We start from the raw sequence: 17941 nt of genomic DNA on the forward strand, positions 1-17941 counted from the left end.
TATTGTAAATTTTTTCTTTATGAAAATAAATACAAATATTATTTTTGCCTAAGTTACGTATGAAATAAATTAATAATTACAGAACCGGCCTCAAGGAGTAAATATATGCAGGAACTGCTGCTTTTTATAATACTGTTTATGCTGACGGTAATTCTGCTCCTTACCGTTAGGATATGGAAAAACAGCGCGCATGAGACTTCAAGCAAGCTGCCAGATGAACTCAGGGGGATGCTCTCTGAAGGCTTCAGCAGGACAGAAAAGGAAATCAGGGCCGAATTTTCTTCCAGCCGTTCTGAGGCAAATAATCAGTCAGTTCAGCTTAGAACGGAATTAAACAACATTTTCAGGCTCCTGGAAGACTCCCTTCTTAAGCGGATGGTAGACTTATCAAAACTCCAGAAGTCGCAGCTCGACATTTTCAGTGGAAACTTAGTTTCCCTTTCGAAAACAGTTGACGAAAAGATTGCGGCACTGACGCAGACAAACGAAAAGAAATTCGAAGAGCTAAAAGAAAAAGTGCAGGAAAAGCTTGGGGAACTTCAGACCAGCAATTCACAAAAGCTGGAAGAAATGCGTCTAACTGTGGATGAGAAACTGCAGTCCACCTTGGAAAAAAGGCTGGGCGATTCTTTCCGTCTGGTAAGTGAACGCCTTGAAATGGTGCACCGCGGGCTTGGTGAAATGCAGAGCCTGGCAAACGGGGTTGGCGACCTGAAGCGTGTACTTTCAAATATCAAAACCCGGGGCACCTGGGGGGAAGTACAGCTTGGCAGCCTTATTGAACAGATACTTTCGCCGGAGCAGTATTCGAAAAATGTTGCCACAAAAAAGAACAGCTCCTGCATCGTGGAGTATGCCGTAAAAATGCCCGGGCGCGGCAACTCTCCGGAAGAAGCACTATGGCTTCCTATAGATGCCAAATTCCCTCTTGAAGACTACCAGAGGCTCTGTGAGGCACAGGATTCAGCAGAAACGGCTTTTGTTGAAGAAAGCGCCAAAGCCCTGGAGAACAGGATAAAATCTGAAGCCCGGGACATAAAGGAAAAGTACCTCGATCCCCCGAACACAACAGACTTTGCAATACTTTTTCTGCCCGTAGAGGGCCTTTATGCAGAAATATTAAGGCGTCCCGGCCTGACAGAGAAGATTCAGAATGAATTCCGCGTAATAGTTGCAGGGCCTACGACACTGACGGCAATATTAAACAGCCTTCAGATGGGATTCAGAACACTCGCAATTGAGAAGCGTTCCAGCGAGGTCTGGAACCTGCTCGGGATGGTTAAAACTGAATTCAGTAATTTCGGCACCATTCTGGACAAAACCCGGAAAAAGCTGCAGGAGGCAAGCAACACAATTGAAAATGCCTCAGTGGCATCAAGGAGAATTGAGAGGAAATTAAAGGACGTACAGGCTCTTCCGGCCAGTGAGGGCCTTGAGTTATTAATTGAAAACACTGAGGATTAATTAGGAAAATTTCCATATATTCGCGGTTAAATACGTTTTAACGGATATAACCGCTTAATTTATTGCCCGGTTAAGCGATAATATGTAATGATTCGGAACACCCTCTTTAAAATCGACAAAAAAAGGGGATGTATGTGAGACTCAGCTTGTATTTGATCCTATTGAGCAGGCAGGATTCCATGTTGATTCCTGAGGTTAATTAGTTAAATCATTTAAAAAGATAGCTTTTTTACGATAGCTTTGGAATTTCTTTCATGATAAAAATCCGTACCAAGATCTCTGTTATCTTAGCTTTGATTTTTTTCTTAAATGCGCTTGCAGTTATATCATTTTTGGATTTATACCTGCTGATTGCTCTTGAGGCACTGGTCTTTTCAGTTGTTTCAGTACTTTTGTGGAAGTGGGTTGCCGTCCCGGTCAATAATCTCTATAAAAGCTTTCAGAATGAAAATCTGTCTTTAATTCTGCCTCTTTTAGAAGAAAAATCCGAATTCGGGGAGTTTGCAAACTTTTTAACCAGCTTTATAAAACAGAGGAAAGACCTTGAGTACGGAATCAGGCACAGGCGACTTGCTGAATCTGAACTTAAGCGTGCACACATTGAGCTGGAAGAAAGGGTGGTTCAAAGGACAAATGAACTTCTTGTGACAAATCAGCTTTTGAAAAATGAGATTGAAGAAAGGAAATCCATTGAGCGTTCTCTTACTGAAACGGAAGACAATCTGCGCGTCCTGGCAGAAACCACAAAGGATGTCCTCTACCGCTTAAGATACGCTACTTTAACCTACGATTATCTGAGCCCCGCTATAAGCAACCTGACGGGCTACACATTTGAAGAGATAAACCAGATCGGCCTTGCTGGGATCATTAAAAAGAGGGAATTTCACAGCCAGTCGAATGCAGAAGAGGTAAAAAAGCTAAGAACTGACTCAGGTTTTAAAGAATATCAGGCAGATTACCTGATCTGCCGGAAAAACGGCGAACTTATCTGGGTCAGTGATCATTCCTTTGCATGGCGCGAAAAGTCAGGTGAACTCATCGGCTCTGTTGGAGTACTGCAGGATATTACGAAAAGAAAGCTTTCAGAAATAATGCTTCAGCGCCAGGATGAAATTTTGAAGGCAATAAGCTTTCAGGCTGAGATGTTCCTGAAATCTTCCAGATGGGATGAAAACATTGACCAGGTGCTCAAAAGACTTGGTGAGGCAGCACAGGTAAGCCGCGTATACATATTCAGGAATAAAACTGATGAGGAAGGCTTGCTTTTAATGCAGCAGCTTTATGAGTGGACAGCCGAGGGGATTCCCCCCCAGATTGATAACCCCATACTTCAGGAACTGCCTTACAGTAATGTATTTACTGATTCTGAAGTCAGTGCTTTACGCAGGAATGAAGTTTCTATCAGCAATCTGGAAACTATGGCCCCGGAAGGAAAGCCCTTAATCGAAGCACAGGATATCAAATCTCTGGTAATCGTTCCAATTTTCGTCGGGAAAAACTGGTGGGGTTTCATTGGATTTGACGACTGTCTGGAAATAAGGGATTGGTCGTTTGCTGAGACTGAAGCCCTGAAGACAGCCGGCGATATGATTGGGGCTGCAATGCTGCAGAACTCCTATGAAGATGAGCTCATTAAGGCAAAGCAGCTTGCCGAGCGTTCAGACAGGCTGAAGACTGACTTCCTTACACAGATGTCGCATGAGATCAGAACTCCCCTTAATACAATTCTAAGCTATATTTCGCTTATTAAAGAAGATGTTGAGAGTAGAAATTTTGAGGACCTGCCGCTGTTCTTTGAAACAGTTGATAATGGGGGTAAAAGGCTTATCCGTACAATCGACCTCATACTTAATATGTCGCAGGTGCAGACAGGCAACATTGAGTGCAAATATGCAGAACTCGACCTGTCCGAAGAAATCCTGGGGCTTCAGCAGGAATTTTCAGTTATTGCCGAGCGCAAGGGGCTTGAGCTTTCTTTTAACAATAATGCCGCAAAAAGCAGCATAATTGGCGACAAATATACGGTAGACCAGATATTTGAAAACATTATCGGCAATGCCATCAAGTTCACCCCCTCGGGAAAAATTGATGTAAATCTTTATAACCGCAACGGCAGCGTTTGCGTGGACGTTAAGGATACCGGTATCGGGATTCTGAAAGAGTACATTCCTCACCTTTTTTCCCCTTTTTCGCAGGAGGAAACGGGCTATACAAGGCGCTTTGACGGAAACGGCCTTGGCCTGGCACTTGTGAAAAAATATGCAGAACTAAATGAGGCCGAAATTTATGTGCAGTCAGAAAAAGGAGTAGGCTCTACCTTTACGGTATCTTTTAAGAAATTCTAAGTCACTTGCGCCTTTTTTCAGTTTACCGGTAAATTTCTTTTTTTCACCGATTATGTCTTTGGAAATGTTTCTTTGATGTTATTTTTGTAGTAGATAAAATAATCAAAGAGGAATTACAATGAGTGAGATTAGAAGAAGATCCGGAAGAACACTTTTTCTTGGCGCTGTAATTATTGTTATAGGCGTCCTTTTGCTTTTAGCCAACCTGGACATGCTGATGTTCCCTTTAAGGGAATTCACTTACTTCCCGCAGGGAATCCTGATTTTAATAGGCATTATTTTAATGGCAAACGGGAATTTCAGGGGAGGCTCCATACTGACCATTCTCGGAGTTCTATTCTGGGCATCACACCATTATGATTACGACATCTGGACCATATGGCCTGTACTGCTGATAATACTCGGCGTATACATTTTGCTTGGCGTCGGCCGCCCGCACAGAAGATTCAGGGACCATGCTGCCGAGAAGATTGCAGACCATGTAAATGAACACTTCAAGCAGAGATTTGACAGAGGAGCTAACTCAGCAAGCGAAGACTTCCTCGATGAAACAGCTGTCTTCAGCGGCATAAAAAAATCTGTTACTTCAGAAAATTTTCAGGGCGGCAGAATAACTTCAATCTTCGGGGGCTCGGAAATAGACCTTTATAACTGTAAACTGGCTCCCGGAAATAACATTCTTGAAGTAACGGCAATCTTCGGCGGAACCACGCTTTTTATTCCCAGGGACTGGAAGGTGGTCGTTGAGGCGACCCCGATTTTAGGCGGCTTTTCAGACGAAAGAAGAAAAGATCCCAGCATTACATATTCAGACGACAGAAAGCTGGTCATAAGAGGGCTCCTGCTCTTTGGCGGCGGGGAAATTAAAACCGCATAATTATGAGTAATCCGCTTCTCATACTAAGAAACTTTCTCTTTTACCTGTTTATATGGATAACGGTTGGCGTTATCCATATATTATTTCTTTACAATTCAGCAAGCCTGAGCCTTAAGGATTCAATTTCAGACAGCATTGTCTTTAACATAGTCTACATGGGCCTGGGCCTGGGATTGTGGTACCCTGTTAAGTTTCTTTCCATAGAAAACCGCAGCAGTTCCCGCTTCGCCCTTCAGCACGTACTGGCAGCTCTTTCCACTTCGGTTTTATGGCTTGGGTTGTCTGCCCTTATTTTGCTAGTAGTATTAAATCCCGGAAGGGAACTTGACAGCTTCCTTATGCGGACTGCAGGATGGAGAATTCTTATAGGTGTTATGTTATATGTTATAATTGCCTCATTTTATTACCTTTACATTTTTTACAACAGCTACAATGAAAAGCTAATAAAGGAGTCAGAGCTCAAAAGCTATGCCCGGGAAGCCGAGCTGAAATCCTTAAAGTATCAGATCAATCCCCACTTCCTGTTTAACAGCCTTAATTCCATAAGCTCACTTACGCTGACGGATCCATCAAAGGCGAGGGAAATGACAATAAAGCTTTCCGAGTATATGAGAATGACGCTCTCGGAAAGTGAAAAACAGTTCCATAATCTTTCAGAAGAGATTAAAAATGTAAGGCTTTATCTCGATATTGAAAAAGTGAGGTTTGGAAGTAAATTTGAGTATGTTGAAGAGCTCGCTTCCTCCTCAAGCGGAGTAATGATCCCGCCAATGATTCTTCAGCCTCTTTTAGAGAATGCGATAAAATACGGCGTATATGAAAGCCTTGAGAAGGTTATAATTAAGTTAAGCTGCCAAAAAGAGAATAATTATCTGAAAATCTCGGTTGAAAACAACTACGACCAGGAGGCCGTATCCCCGTCAGGGGAAAAAATAGGATTGAAGAATATACTAAACAGGCTCTCCTTAGTTTACCATCAGGATAATTTACTCGTTGTAGATAACAGGGATGGCATTTTTAAGGTAAATATATTTATTCCTTTGGGAGAATCTTAAAAACCATGAGTAAAATAAATACAGTCATAATTGATGACGAACCCCTTGCCAGAGAAATCGTAAAGGCGTATCTGAAAAATTTCCCGGAAATTGAAATTGCCGCTGAATGCGATAACGGGTTCCAGGGAATTAAGGCAATAAATGAATTTAAGCCCGACCTCATTTTTCTTGACGTCCAGATGCCGAAAATCAACGGATTTGAGATGCTTGAACTTTTAGAAGAGCTCCCTGTGGTAATTTTTACAACTGCCTACGACCAGTACGCGCTGAAAGCCTTCGAGGCAAATGCGGCAGACTACCTGCTGAAGCCTTTTTCAGAAGAAAGGTTTTCCGAGGCGATAAGCAAAGCTTCTTTCTTCCTTGCCGATAAAAAGAGAAACGAGGAAACCCTGGGAAACGTTTTTGAACAGATGGATAAAAAGAAAGAATTCCTGGAAAGAGTAGTCGTCAAAAACGGCCCCAGGATACACATCATTCCGGCAGATAAAATTTCTTTTATTGAGGCCCAGGATGACTATGTAATGATTAATACTGCTGAAGGCCGGTTCCTGAAGCAGAAAACGATGAAATTCTTTGAAGACCACCTTAATCCCGAGGAGTTCATAAGGATACACCGCTCCTTCCTCGTGCGCCTGTCTGAAATAAAACAGATAGAGCTCTTTGAAAAAGAGACCTACCGCGTTCAGACCTCAGGCGGTAAATTCCTCCCGGTAAGCAAGAGCGGGTACTCGAGACTGAAGGAAATTTTCCAGTAAATCCTTCAGTAAATCTTACCTGTAAGATTTACATTAATAGGTTTTAGTCCCGGGTTTCGGCATAAATTTCACGGTGGCCCTATTTTTGAAGCTTTTCCTCTAAAATTAATTGTCCAATGGTTATCAATCAGAGGTGATTATGTTCATAAAGAAAAGCGAAAAATATTTAAGCGTTGAGGAAGCAGCACTTATCCTGGGCAAAAGCATAGGCCAGATAAACCTTTATGTCTGGCTTCACATTATACACGACGTTGAAAAAGTGGGCGATTACTACATTATTCCAAAAGAAGAAGTCTACAGGCTTCAGGGCGACAGCAGGACTTACGACGACAAGCTTGAGGACAGGAAAGCCTATGAGGAAACCATTGAAGACAGCAGTTCATTCAGCTATTAGACATTCAGCAATTAAAGATTCAGTTATCAATCATTCAGCCATTAAACTCCCCCTGTTCTTGAGGTGATTGGCTGCGGCCTTCTCGGAAAGCCCGGCTAATCACCTCAGGCATGTTAAATTTTCTCCTCTTTTTTCACTCCATAATTTAATTTGATTAAAAAAGAATATTTTTTATTTTGGACAATAAATTTGAATTAATTCATTAGGATCCGGAATAAGATTTTAGGGTAACCATATGAATCTAGACAAAGATCTTCAGTCAATTCAGGAAGCCAGGGATTTAGCCAGGAAGGCTAAAGAAGCACAGCTGGAATTCAAGCATTATAGCCAGGAACAGGTAGACAAGATAATCAAGGCAATGGCTGAGGCCGGCTTCAAAGAAGCAGAACGCCTGGCTAAAATGGCCTGCGAGGAAAGCGGCTTCGGCAAGTGGACTGACAAGAAAATCAAAAACGAATTCGGAACGAAAGCCGTTTACGAATACATTAAGGATCTTAAGACCGTAGGCGTTATTTCAAGCGAGATGAACGGCAAACTCGTAAAAATTGCCGAACCTATGGGAGTTGTTGCTGCCCTTGTGCCTTCAACAAACCCCACTTCAACAGCAATGTTTAAGTCGCTTATTTCCTTAAAATGCCGTAATGCAATTGTCTGCAGCCCTCACCCAAGAACTGCAAACTGCACCCGGGAGGCTTTAAGAGTACTTTCCGATGCAGCCGAAAAAGCAGGCGCACCCAAAGGGCTTATGCAGTGCATGACCGTCCCCACGGTTGAAGGCACTGAAGCTTTAATGAAAGATAAAAACGTTGCCGTAATCCTTGCCACCGGAAGCACACCGATGGTTAAAGCCGCCTACAGCGCCGGGAAACCCGCATACGGGGTTGGCCCGGGAAACGTTCCGGCCTTTATTGAGCGCACTGCAAATTACAAGAAAGCAGTTGCTGATATAATTTTTGGAACTACGTTTGACAACGGCACACTCTGCTCTTCAGAACAGGCAATGATTGTTGACAGGCCTCTTTACGACAAAGTAATTGAAGAAGTAAAAGCCCAGGGCGGCTACTTTGTTTCAGGCGAAGAAAAAACAATGCTCTCGCGCGCAATAGCAAAAGAAGGAAGAATAAACCCTGATATCGTTGGAATGCCGGCACCGTGGATTGCCAAGTACGCAGGATTTTCTGTCCCTGAGACCACGAGAGTTCTTGTAGCTGAAATTACAAAAGTCGGAAAAGACGAACCCCTTTCGATGGAAAAGCTTTCCCCGATACTTGCCCTTTACACAGTTGACGGCTGGCTGGAAGGCTGCCATAAATGTATTGATATACTCAATTTCGGCGGCGTCGGCCATTCAATGTCTATACACTCAGGCGACAACGACATAATCATGAAGTTTGCTCTTGAAAAACCGGCCTTCAGGATTTTGGTCAATACAGTTAACTCTCTTGGCGCTGTGGGATATACTACAGGACTTGCTCCTTCGCTTACACTTGGCCCCGGAACTTGGGGAGGCTCAATAGTATCCGAGAACGTTACGGCCAAACATCTGATGAATATTAAAACCCTGGCCTTTGAGGTAAACCCCATCAATCAGGGTAACAGCGTTTCTTCATACGGCTCCGCTGCCGGAAGTTCTCAAAGCTTCATGCAGCAGATAGAGGAACGCCTGCGGGCACGCGCCGGCAACCCCGGACTCACCTTTACGGCTGAGACAAAAAAGCCGGATTTTTCGGAAAAGAAAACTGAAGGCGCCGTTTACGGCAGCGGCATGACAAAAGATACTATTGATAAGATAATCCGTGAGTTTAAGAAGTAAAATTTTTAGAAATGTTTTGAAAGTTTTAAGCATGCTGCATCTGCAGCATGCTTTTTTTATATCCCTTAATATCTGTCCAGTTTGAACTTTTCTCCCAAATAAAGCTTTCTTACGTCGGCATCCTCAGCCAGGACTTCTGCCGTTCCGTATTTGAAAATGTTGCCGCTAATAAGGATGTAAGCTTTATCCACAATGCTCAGTGTCTCGTGAACGTTATGGTCTGTAATCAGTATACCTATACCCCGGTTTTTAAGGTTGGCAACAATATTCATGATGTCTTCAACTGCAATAGGATCAACTCCCGCAAAAGGCTCATCCAAAAGGATAAATTTTGGATTTGTTGCAAGGGCTCGTGCAATTTCAGTTCTTCTTCTTTCCCCTCCGCTGAGCTGAAAGCCAAGGCTCTTACGGATATGAGTGATATTTAAGTCCTCAAGAAGCTGATTGCAGCGTTCTTTTCTTTCCTTAGAGGACAAGTCCATCACCTGGAGCACTGCCATCAGGTTTTCCTCGACGCTGAGGCGGCGGAATATTGAAGCTTCCTGGGGCAGGTACCCTATTCCAAGCCTCGCCCTTTTATACATCGGCATTTGTGTTATATTCTCAGAATCCAGAAACACCTTGCCGCTTTCGGGCTTTATCATACCAACTATCATGTAAAATGTCGTGGTCTTCCCTGCTCCGTTAGGTCCCAGAAGGCCGACAATTTCGCCCTGTGTAACCTGAACGGATACTTTTTTCACGACTGTCCGCTTTTTATATATTTTTACCAGGTCTTCGCTTCTTAATGTTAAAGAATGTTCCATTTTAATTTCTTCTTTATTGAATTTTCCGGAGCTGTAATTATAGTGCCTGAAGGAGCGACTTTTTTTCGGGCCTGCCCGTTTTAATGAAAAACGCGGGCAAAGTGAAAGAAAGTTCATTATTCTGAACCAGGTTTTCAGGATAATACTCACTTACGGGTGAAGTATATAATTTCACCTCACTTACGGCTTTTTTATTGAAAAATATTTTTGCCTTCTGCGCGCTCGACTTTGTAAGCCCGTTCGCCTCATCTTTTTCATACATGTAATAAATGCTCAGGACATTACCGTTAACGTCTGTATGCTGAATGCCTGTAGAGTCAAAGTAGATTGTCATCTGGTCGCCTGAAATCTGGTCGTATCTGGTATCATAGCCTTCATTATGCGAAAGTATAAAACAATTATTATAAACCTCAATTCTCCTCATGCGGTTGTTTTCGGTAAAAATATTCACCGAGTCACCTGAGAGCTGTGTGTCTTCGTACCAGAGAACGGGCACATTTGTATCCTTTGGGCGCTTATATGTAATTATCTTTTCCGCATTTCTGTAATATATCGAATAATTATTGGCTGACGCAAAACTGCCCCTTAGAATTCTTACTGAGTCTGTTGCAACAAAGGTCCTCGAGGTGTCGTTATAGGATTCCATCGTGCGCGAGGAGATAATAAGCGTATCCTTCTTTCCGTCTGCCGTGGTATCGACCTGCATTAAAAGAGGCTTCTCATTTATCAGCGTGTATTTTTTCAGCGCGTAGTTCTCAAGATGGTTTCCGTAGACAACAACATTATTCCTGGAGTTTGATACCTGGACGTTCCCGTCCGCAAAGGTTGTCCTTGTCGCCCTCAGGTGTGTCATGCTGTCAGCTTCGATCGTATTAGTGGAGTCATTTATCGTAACGCTGCCGGTTGCAACGGCACGGTTTTCATTTTTATAATAGTTCAGGACGCTGCACGTCATTGTGGAAACCGTGTCATAAAGCTTTACTTTATCGGAAAAATAAGCTCTTTGCTCATTAAAGTAATAGTTTCCGTTTACCGCAGTCAGAATAACTTTTCCGTCATTTAATTTTACTCCGGTTTTGCATTCAGCTATTCTGTCGTTGCCGTAATAATATCCTCTTTGGGCTTCAATTGTAAGCGTATCCTGCCTGACTACAACATTGCCTTCCAGTATGGCATTATTCCTTGCCAGGTACTGTGTGGCTTTCTGGCATGTAATTACTATGTTCCCCTGCCTGAGTACAACGTGGCCTATTACCTCTCTGATGCTCTCCCCGCCGATGAGTTTGCCTGCAAGGCTGTCGCCGGTAACAGTAATGAGTCCTCCGGTACGCCCCTGTCCTGAGGCCACAAAAGAACTAAAAAATATGATAAATGCTGCAATTACTGTTTTCACGGCATAGCTCCGGCGCCTTCAGGAGTTGTGACAAATGTAGGCTTATAGATGACATAGTTGCTCAGGTTCTGGTCAGCAACCACACCGTAGCCCTGTATTTTTTCAGTTGGAGAAGTAATTGTAACGAACTTATCCGAGACAATTTTCCTGTCCTTGCTTCTCCACATGAGCTCCTGCGTCTTCAAAACTGTTCCGATGTCGTTTTTAGCCACAACGCTGTCGATGGCATACATGTTATTTGTAATGCCGTCAACTTTGCCTTTAAGAGAGGTTAATGTGGATGCTTTCTGTCCGTTCTCGCTGTAGAAGTCAATTCTCACAGTGTCTAAAAGTGTTTCTTTCCTGCTATCAAAAACCTTTGCGTGTGAAGAAGTCAGAATTGCCTTCAGGTGGCCTTCGTCCGTAAACATCATTTTGAAATTCCAGCTCTCCTGCGATGGTATTTCACCCTCCTTTGTTCCGGCAAGAACGGGAGGCTTGATCTTATCCTCAGAACAGCCCACAAATGAAATGGCAGAAGCCATAAACAAAAATGCAATTCCCACAATTAAGTGATAATTGCATTTAACATTCTTTTTCCGCAGAATTTTCATCTTGCCTGAAGGCCCAGTTTTACAAGGTCGTGGAGATGTACTATTCCCATTGGACGGCTTGCCTCATCTATTACGATGAGTGAGGTTATCTTAAAGTTTTCCATGTACTGCAGGGCAAAGGATGCCAGATAATCCTCTTTTATAGTTTTAGGGTTCCTGGTCATAATATCTTCAGCCTTTAGTGAATTGAAACTAATTGTTTTCTCCAGGAGTCTTCTTAAGTCGCCGTCAGTAATGATCCCAGAGAGAACGCCGTTTTCATCAACAACTGTAGTCATTCCAAGGCGCTTTGAGGTAATTTCAAGTATTGTATCCTTCAGTGATGCCATACAGTTTACGACCGGAATATCCTCTCCTTTTATCATCAGCTCCGAGATCCTGAGAGAGAGTCTTTTACCTAGGCTTCCTCCCGGATGCAGGAGTGCAAAATCCTCTTTCGTAAAGCCCCTTAATTCCAGCAGTGCCATCGAAAGTGCATCCCCCATTACGAGTGTTGCCGTGCTGGATGCCGTTGGAGCCAGGTCATACGGGCAGGCTTCTTCCTTAACGCCAACGTCGAGCACAAATTTGCATTCCCTGGCCACCCTGGAATTCTTATTTCCAACCATGGCTATCATTACCACATTCAGCCTTTTTAAGAGCGGAATGAGATTTATAATTTCTTCTGTGTTGCCGCTTTTGGATATCAGGATTACAACGTCTTCCTGTCTAACCATACCAAGATCCCCATGCAGGGCATCCGTCGGATGCAGATATATGGCTGGCGTGCCGGTAGAATTCATCGTAGCCACTATCTTGCGGGCAATAAGCCCCGACTTTCCCATCCCCGTAAGGATAACTCGTCCTTTGGATTTATAAATAATTTCAACCGCACGGGCGAAATCACCGTCAATTCTTTCCATTAAACCTGCAACAGCTTCAGCTTCCTTGCAGACTACTTCTTTTGCTTTCTGTATAATTGTTTCGATAGACAATCTAACCTCTTTTAAATATTTTAAATAAGGACTTTTCCTTATCTTTTTTTTCTGTACTTACAAATATAGAATAATCCAGACTGATTTTCTTCCAATACTTATTGTAAATGAGAAAAGCCGAGCCAAGGTCCTGGTCTGAAAGTTCAAACGATGGATCAAAGACCAGCTTTGAATTCAGTGCCAGCCTGGGATCACGTATATGTTTAACCCTGATAACCTCATTAAAAAAGTTCGTTACCGGGATCAGGTGGTTAATTCCAGTCCCAGCTTCATAAACCCAGATTCTCTTATGCTCACTGGCAATTGCCAGGACCACACTGCCCGGAACAAGATGCACTTCCCTCACCTTTGAATTGTCTCCCGGGGCATTCTGGCCCGGCCTCCAGGAAGAATAGCTCCACCTTTTTATTTCACTTAGCTGCGGGGGCAGAATCTTTCCGCCGGTTCTTGAAATATCAAACTCTATCTGTCCTTCAAACTCTTCATGAATTACAACGTAAACCTCAGTTTCTTTATAGATGAGGCTTCCTATGGCAAAGACCGGAACGGGAGGCATTGTTTCATCAACAGACTCTTCCTTTTTACCCAGCACAAAATCAGTATCGCCGAAACGCCCGCGCCCTATAACAAACAAGTCTTCAATTTTCTCACGGTAGATATTATATCCCAGGCGGTCTGAAGGCAGGACAGAAAAAAGCCACTCTTTCTCCCTTGAAGAAAGTCTTCTTGGAAAGCTCTCGCCATTACCGGGTAAATCATTTGGATTCATTTGCCTGTTGTTCTCTTGCCTTAGATATCAAATCCAAAACATCCGAAAGTACCGTCTTTTCTTCAGAATCCTTTGTAACGTAACTGACAATTCTTTTTACTTCACGCCTTGCGCTGTGCGGCGCGGCGCTGAAGCCCGTTTTCATCAAAAGGGGGATGTCCAGTATGTCATCACCGACAAAGCCGATGTTATCATAGCCGAGATTATACTTCTTTAACAGTATTTCAGCCTGTGAGACTTTATCTATTGAGTGCGAAAACACTTCCTTAAGGCCAAGCTCCTTAACCCTTTGAATGAGGCCTAAGTCTTCAGTAGCCGAAATAATTCCGCACATAAGGCCTAAGTTTTCAGCCTTCAGGAGATCCTTCTTCAAATCCGAGAGGGCCTTCTCCGTCCCGGTTGTGTCTTCCGGCGGAAGGACAACGCCATGAAGGTCAAAAAGCAGGAATTTTAATTTACTCAGCAGGTTATAAAGAACCATTGGACTTCACAGCTTCATCAAGTTTTTGAATTCCCGAGAGTAAATCCCTGAGCTTTGAAAGAGGGAACTGACTTGCTGCGTCACTGAGGGCATGAGCGGGATCAGGATGAACTTCCATAAAAAGGGCGTCAATGCCAACGGCTACGGCCGCCCTGGCAATCGGCGGAATAAACTTAGGCTGTCCGCCTGAAATTCCCCCCTGTGAAGGAATCTGTACTGCATGAGTAGCATCCATTACAACGGGGTAGCCAAGCTCTCTCATTATAACCAGTGACCGCATGTCAACAACAAGATTGTGATAGCCGAAGGTTGTTCCCCTTTCAGTAAGCATTACATTTTTATTTCCTGTTGAAGCCACCTTTTCTGCCGCATGCTTCATATCTTCAGGAGCCAGAAACTGCCCTTTTTTAATGTTGACTGCCCTGCCGGTTTTCCCGGCTGCAATCAGGAGGTCCGTCTGCCGGCAGAGGAATGCCGGTATCTGGAGAACGTCCGCAACACATGAAATTCTCTCAGCCTCGCTTTCGGTATGAATATCTGTCAGGATGGGCACGCTTAGAGAGTCTTTCGCCTTCTGAAGTATCTTAAGTGCCATGTCCTCATTAAGGCCGGTAAAAGAATCCAGGCTTGTTCTGTTGGCTTTCCTGTAGCTGGACTTGAATATGAAAGGGATTCCCAGCTCCGAGGTAATCTTCTTAATCTCTTCGGCGGTCTTAAGTGTTATTTCCTCGCCTTCAATAACGCAGGGGCCTGCAATTAAAACAAGGGGATTGCCGCCGCCGATCCTGATATTTGATATTTCTACCATTTATTCCCGTATAAGTTTAATATTAAGCTCTGAATCTTACCGCTTAAATAATTCCTTTTAGTTTTTTTACGCAGCTTTTACTCTCCGAAGAGATTGCTGCTTTCATTCCGGTTTGTTCTTTTTATTCCGAAACGTATATAAGCCAGGTCCGTTGCCTCGCGGCCTCTTGGCGTGCGCTGAATGAATCCCTGCTGAATTAAGAACGGCTCATAGACTTCCTCTATCGTCCCCGGATCCTCATTTACGGCAACAGCCAGCGTGCTCAGGCCCACTGGTCCTCCCTTGAACTTTTCAATAATGGCAAGAATAATATCCTTATCCATTTCATCTAGGCCGTATTCATCCACGTCAAGCGCGTCAAGGGCCTTTTTAACCACAGCCAGGTCGATTATTTTTTTATCCTCATAGTCCGCAAAGTCGCGTGTACGTCTTAAAAGCCTGTTTGCAATTCTCGGTGTACCGCGCGAACGTTTAGCAAGTTCATAGGCCGCTTCCTCCTCGATCTTCAGGCCAAGAAGCCCTGAGGATCTTTTTACGATTCTGCTTAGGAGCTCCGAGTCGTAATAATCCAGGCGCGCCTTTATTCCAAAGCGGTCGCGCAGCGGTGCCGTTAATAGTCCTGCTCTTGTTGTAGCCCCGACAAGCGTATACTTGGGCAGGCGGATCTGCACAGAGCGTGCATTTGGACCGCTGTCTATCATAATGTCCAGCGTATAGTCTTCCATTGCCGAATAGAGGTATTCTTCAACTACAGGGCTCAGGCGGTGGATTTCATCAATAAAAAGGACGGATTTTTCCTCGAGGTTAGTAAGCAGGCCGGCCAGGTCGCCGGGTTTTTCAAGAACCGGTCCCGAAGTAATTTTAATTCTGGAGCCCATCTCGTGAGCAATAATGTGGGCAAGTGTAGTTTTACCCAGCCCCGGAGGTCCTGTAAGAAGAACGTGGTCGAGTCCTTCGTCCCTTTTGAGGGCAGCGGCAATAAAGACCTTCAGATTATCTGTGATCTTTTTCTGCCCCATGAATTCATCAAAACGGCTAGGGCGGAGGCTCTGTTCAAAGAGCCTTTCCTCATCGTTTGGATTTGCATCAGTGTTTTCTGATTTTCTCATTAAATTAACTTTTTATTTTTGTACCTGAATACTGCCTGAATCAACTTCTCTTTTCTTAATTCTGACCTTTACGAACTGAAATCCCTGTACCATGCTGATCATGAGCGATATCATTAAAATTGCAGCGCCGATCGTGCTCCATACGCTAAAACTCTTTGCAAAAATGCTCCAGAGGCCCATCGTCCAGGCGCTTCCATATAATATAATGAGGTGAACCACATAAATCGGAAGTGTATTTCTCCCGATGTGAAAAATTATAGGCGGAACCTTCTTTACCATAATTGCCAGGTAAGACATCCCGCTGTTTAAGAGTAAAACGATGCCAAGCCTGAAAAATATCAGGTTGGGACTCGTTGTCCAGAAATTACTCTGCTTGTAGATTGCCAGTTCCAGAGTATTTCCTATCAAAGAAATTGCAATAAAAAGAAATGCCATGTATAAAAGGTTCAGGCTGAACCTTTTTGTAGTGAAAACCTCGCTGTTGTGTGCAAGATAGCTTCCGAGGACGGCACCGGCAAAGATGAATCCAATCCATGGAATGAGCGGAAAAAGCGAGCCTGTCCCCTGGTAAAGGTATCCTGCAATTGGAAGCGGCAGAAACTTAATCCAGTCAATTTTCGAAAAGAGGGGATAAAGTGAAAATGCAACAAAAGCCGCCGTTGAAAAGACCAGTACGTCCCTTAAGTTAAATTTCTCTGCCAGGTAAAGCAATCCGATTAAGAACAGTATGCCGAAGCCGATTAAATGCAGTACATCGACCTGGAAAAATGTCTGCCACTGAGATGCACTGACATTGTAGAAGTCGAATATATAAGGCGTTGGATATCTTAAAAAATAAGCCAGCCCCACAAGCAGCAAAAATCTTTTCAGCCCCTTTTTTGCCCTGGGATTTTCACTGAAAGGGATTTTATTCATGCGGAACAGGTAAGTAAAAACAGTTCCCGAAGAAAAAAGGAAAATCGGAGCCGTCAGGCCCCTCATGAAGAACCAGAAACTAAATAAAGGTGAGTCAAATGTTCTGTAGCTGTCTGCAAGAAGTGTATCTACTGTGTGCCCCTGAACCATCATTAGTACGGCAAAAGCCCGCATAAGATCAATAAATATGATTCTGTTTTTTTTCTTGTCTTTCAACATTATTATCTCTAAAAGTATCTCCAAAAGTCACAAAAACATAAAATCTATAATTCTGGATGTAAAAATACGTAAAGTATCCCAATAATTAAACAGTTATTTAGGATAAGTAGTTCTTTTTGGTATATGCTTAAAGGATAGCGATTTTAATGAAAAATTGAAACATAATTATTGTTCCCGGCTCAGGAATCGTGGGAAGCAAGAGGCCGTGAAAAAGCAAAAAAGCTTACTTTTTCACGGTTCTCCTGAAGCAGAATGATCTTAATCTCTGGGGTGGGTATTGCAATAGTTTGTAATGAACTCAATTACCTGGGAGGTTGGGGTTCCAGGGGTAAAAAGTTCTCCGACACCGATGTTTCTCAGTTCCTTGAGGTCTCCTTCAGGAATAATTCCCCCTCCTGTAAGAAGCACGTCATTGAGTCCTTTTTCCTTCATGAGGGACATAATCCTCGGGAAAATTGTCATGTGTGCGCCTGAAAGAATGCTTATTCCAATAACATCCACGTCTTCCTGTATTGCAGCTTCAACTATCATTTCCGGAGTCTGTCTTAAACCGGTATAAATTACTTCCATACCTGCATCTCTTAATGCTGCAGCAATTACCTTTGCACCTCTGTCATGTCCGTCGAGACCAGCTTTAGCAACAAGAACTCTGATTTTTTTATCCATTTAAGTCTCCTTTTACTGAATTTCCTGCCTTATTCTGTCGGCAAATTTCTTCATTTCAGTTTCTTTATAGTTTTTTAGATTCAGCATGAATTTGATCTCATCGTTAAAATAGCGGGGGGTTATGTGCACGTGGAAATGAAAGACCGACTGCCCTGCTGCTGCACCATTATTCGTAAAAATGTTGTAGCCGTCGGGTTTTAAGCCCTTCACAATTGCATCAGTAACCTTCCTGGTTGCATGAATAAGTGAGTGGAGGCTGTCTTCCGGAATATCCAGAAAATCCACATAATGGCCTCTTGGCACAACCAGTATATGCCCGAAATGTATCGGCTTTATATCCAGAAACGAGACTACCTTGTCATCTTCATAAATTATCTCGGCCGGTGACCTGCCGGCAATGATATCACAGAAGATACAGTTCATATGACCCGCTATTTTCTTATGACAAAATTACTAATTTTTCCACCAAAAGCGCCACTTTATTTATGGAGCCTGGCATCTTATT

At 43.3% G+C, this 17941-nt stretch carries 18 protein-coding genes; 7 read left to right on the top strand and 11 right to left on the bottom strand.

Going from position 1 to position 17941, the window contains the following annotated elements; genetic code table 11:
• The first annotated feature begins 105 nt into the window (after positions 1 to 105).
• From HF312_16605 to HF312_16635, 7 genes are all read left to right on the top strand, one after another.
• A complete protein-coding gene (locus tag HF312_16605; protein ID MCU7521837.1) occupies positions 106 to 1464 on the top strand; it encodes a DNA recombination protein RmuC in 1359 nt (452 codons plus the stop codon).
• A gap of 254 nt (positions 1465 to 1718) precedes the next feature.
• A complete protein-coding gene (locus HF312_16610; protein MCU7521838.1) occupies positions 1719 to 3809 on the top strand; it encodes a PAS domain S-box protein in 2091 nt (696 codons plus the stop codon).
• Between the two features lie 118 nt (positions 3810 to 3927).
• Complete coding sequence (locus HF312_16615) at positions 3928 to 4686, top strand: cell wall-active antibiotics response protein (GenBank protein ID MCU7521839.1); 759 nt, start codon at positions 3928 to 3930, stop codon at positions 4684 to 4686.
• Between the two features lie 2 nt (positions 4687 to 4688).
• Positions 4689 to 5741, top strand: a complete 1053-nt coding sequence (locus HF312_16620) for a histidine kinase (protein ID MCU7521840.1) — start codon at positions 4689 to 4691, stop codon at positions 5739 to 5741.
• A gap of 5 nt (positions 5742 to 5746) precedes the next feature.
• Positions 5747 to 6496 (top strand): response regulator, encoded by a 750-nt coding sequence (locus tag HF312_16625; GenBank protein MCU7521841.1) that lies wholly within the window; start codon positions 5747 to 5749, stop codon positions 6494 to 6496.
• A gap of 139 nt (positions 6497 to 6635) precedes the next feature.
• Complete coding sequence (locus HF312_16630) at positions 6636 to 6890, top strand: hypothetical protein (protein MCU7521842.1); 255 nt, start codon at positions 6636 to 6638, stop codon at positions 6888 to 6890.
• Between the two features lie 235 nt (positions 6891 to 7125).
• Entirely contained in the window at positions 7126 to 8703 is a 1578-nt protein-coding gene (locus tag HF312_16635; GenBank protein ID MCU7521843.1) for an acetaldehyde dehydrogenase (acetylating), read from the top strand.
• A gap of 65 nt (positions 8704 to 8768) precedes the next feature.
• Here HF312_16635 and lptB read toward each other — a convergent pair whose 3' ends face one another.
• From lptB to HF312_16690, 11 genes are all read right to left on the bottom strand, one after another.
• The gene (lptB, locus tag HF312_16640; GenBank protein ID MCU7521844.1) at positions 8769 to 9509 is read right to left on the bottom strand and encodes an LPS export ABC transporter ATP-binding protein; all 741 of its coding nucleotides are present in this window, start codon (positions 9507 to 9509) and stop codon (positions 8769 to 8771) included.
• Between the two features lie 37 nt (positions 9510 to 9546).
• Complete coding sequence (locus tag HF312_16645; protein ID MCU7521845.1) at positions 9547 to 10902, bottom strand: LPS export ABC transporter periplasmic protein LptC; 1356 nt, start codon at positions 10900 to 10902, stop codon at positions 9547 to 9549.
• Entirely contained in the window at positions 10899 to 11495 is a 597-nt protein-coding gene (gene lptC, locus HF312_16650) for an LPS export ABC transporter periplasmic protein LptC (GenBank protein ID MCU7521846.1), read from the bottom strand. Before lptC ends, HF312_16645 begins: the two co-directional genes overlap by 4 nt.
• On the bottom strand, positions 11492 to 12397 hold the full coding sequence (locus HF312_16655) for a KpsF/GutQ family sugar-phosphate isomerase (GenBank protein ID MCU7521847.1): 906 nt from the start codon (positions 12395 to 12397) through the stop codon (positions 11492 to 11494). The genes lptC and HF312_16655 overlap by 4 nt, the downstream gene beginning before the upstream one ends.
• Before the next feature lie 73 nt (positions 12398 to 12470).
• The gene (locus HF312_16660) at positions 12471 to 13238 is read right to left on the bottom strand and encodes a hypothetical protein (GenBank protein ID MCU7521848.1); all 768 of its coding nucleotides are present in this window, start codon (positions 13236 to 13238) and stop codon (positions 12471 to 12473) included.
• Positions 13225 to 13719 (bottom strand): HAD hydrolase family protein, encoded by a 495-nt coding sequence (locus HF312_16665; GenBank protein MCU7521849.1) that lies wholly within the window; start codon positions 13717 to 13719, stop codon positions 13225 to 13227. The genes HF312_16660 and HF312_16665 overlap by 14 nt, the downstream gene beginning before the upstream one ends.
• Positions 13706 to 14527, bottom strand: a complete 822-nt coding sequence (kdsA, locus tag HF312_16670) for a 3-deoxy-8-phosphooctulonate synthase (GenBank protein MCU7521850.1) — start codon at positions 14525 to 14527, stop codon at positions 13706 to 13708. The genes HF312_16665 and kdsA overlap by 14 nt, the downstream gene beginning before the upstream one ends.
• A 77-nt stretch (positions 14528 to 14604) precedes the next feature.
• Positions 14605 to 15636, bottom strand: a complete 1032-nt coding sequence (gene ruvB, locus HF312_16675) for a Holliday junction branch migration DNA helicase RuvB (protein MCU7521851.1) — start codon at positions 15634 to 15636, stop codon at positions 14605 to 14607.
• 12 nt (positions 15637 to 15648) lie between these two features.
• The gene (locus HF312_16680) at positions 15649 to 16770 is read right to left on the bottom strand and encodes a DUF1624 domain-containing protein (GenBank protein ID MCU7521852.1); all 1122 of its coding nucleotides are present in this window, start codon (positions 16768 to 16770) and stop codon (positions 15649 to 15651) included.
• A 258-nt stretch (positions 16771 to 17028) separates the two neighbouring features.
• Positions 17029 to 17436, bottom strand: coding sequence for a cobalamin B12-binding domain-containing protein (locus tag HF312_16685; protein MCU7521853.1), 408 nt, complete (start codon positions 17434 to 17436; stop codon positions 17029 to 17031).
• 12 nt (positions 17437 to 17448) lie between these two features.
• On the bottom strand, positions 17449 to 17859 hold the full coding sequence (locus HF312_16690; protein ID MCU7521854.1) for an HIT family protein: 411 nt from the start codon (positions 17857 to 17859) through the stop codon (positions 17449 to 17451).
• Positions 17860 to 17941: the final 82 nt, after the last annotated feature.

It is taken from the genome of Ignavibacteria bacterium (genome assembly GCA_025612375.1).
In the GTDB taxonomy this organism is placed as follows: Bacteria; Bacteroidota; Ignavibacteria; order Ignavibacteriales; family SURF-24; genus JAAXKN01.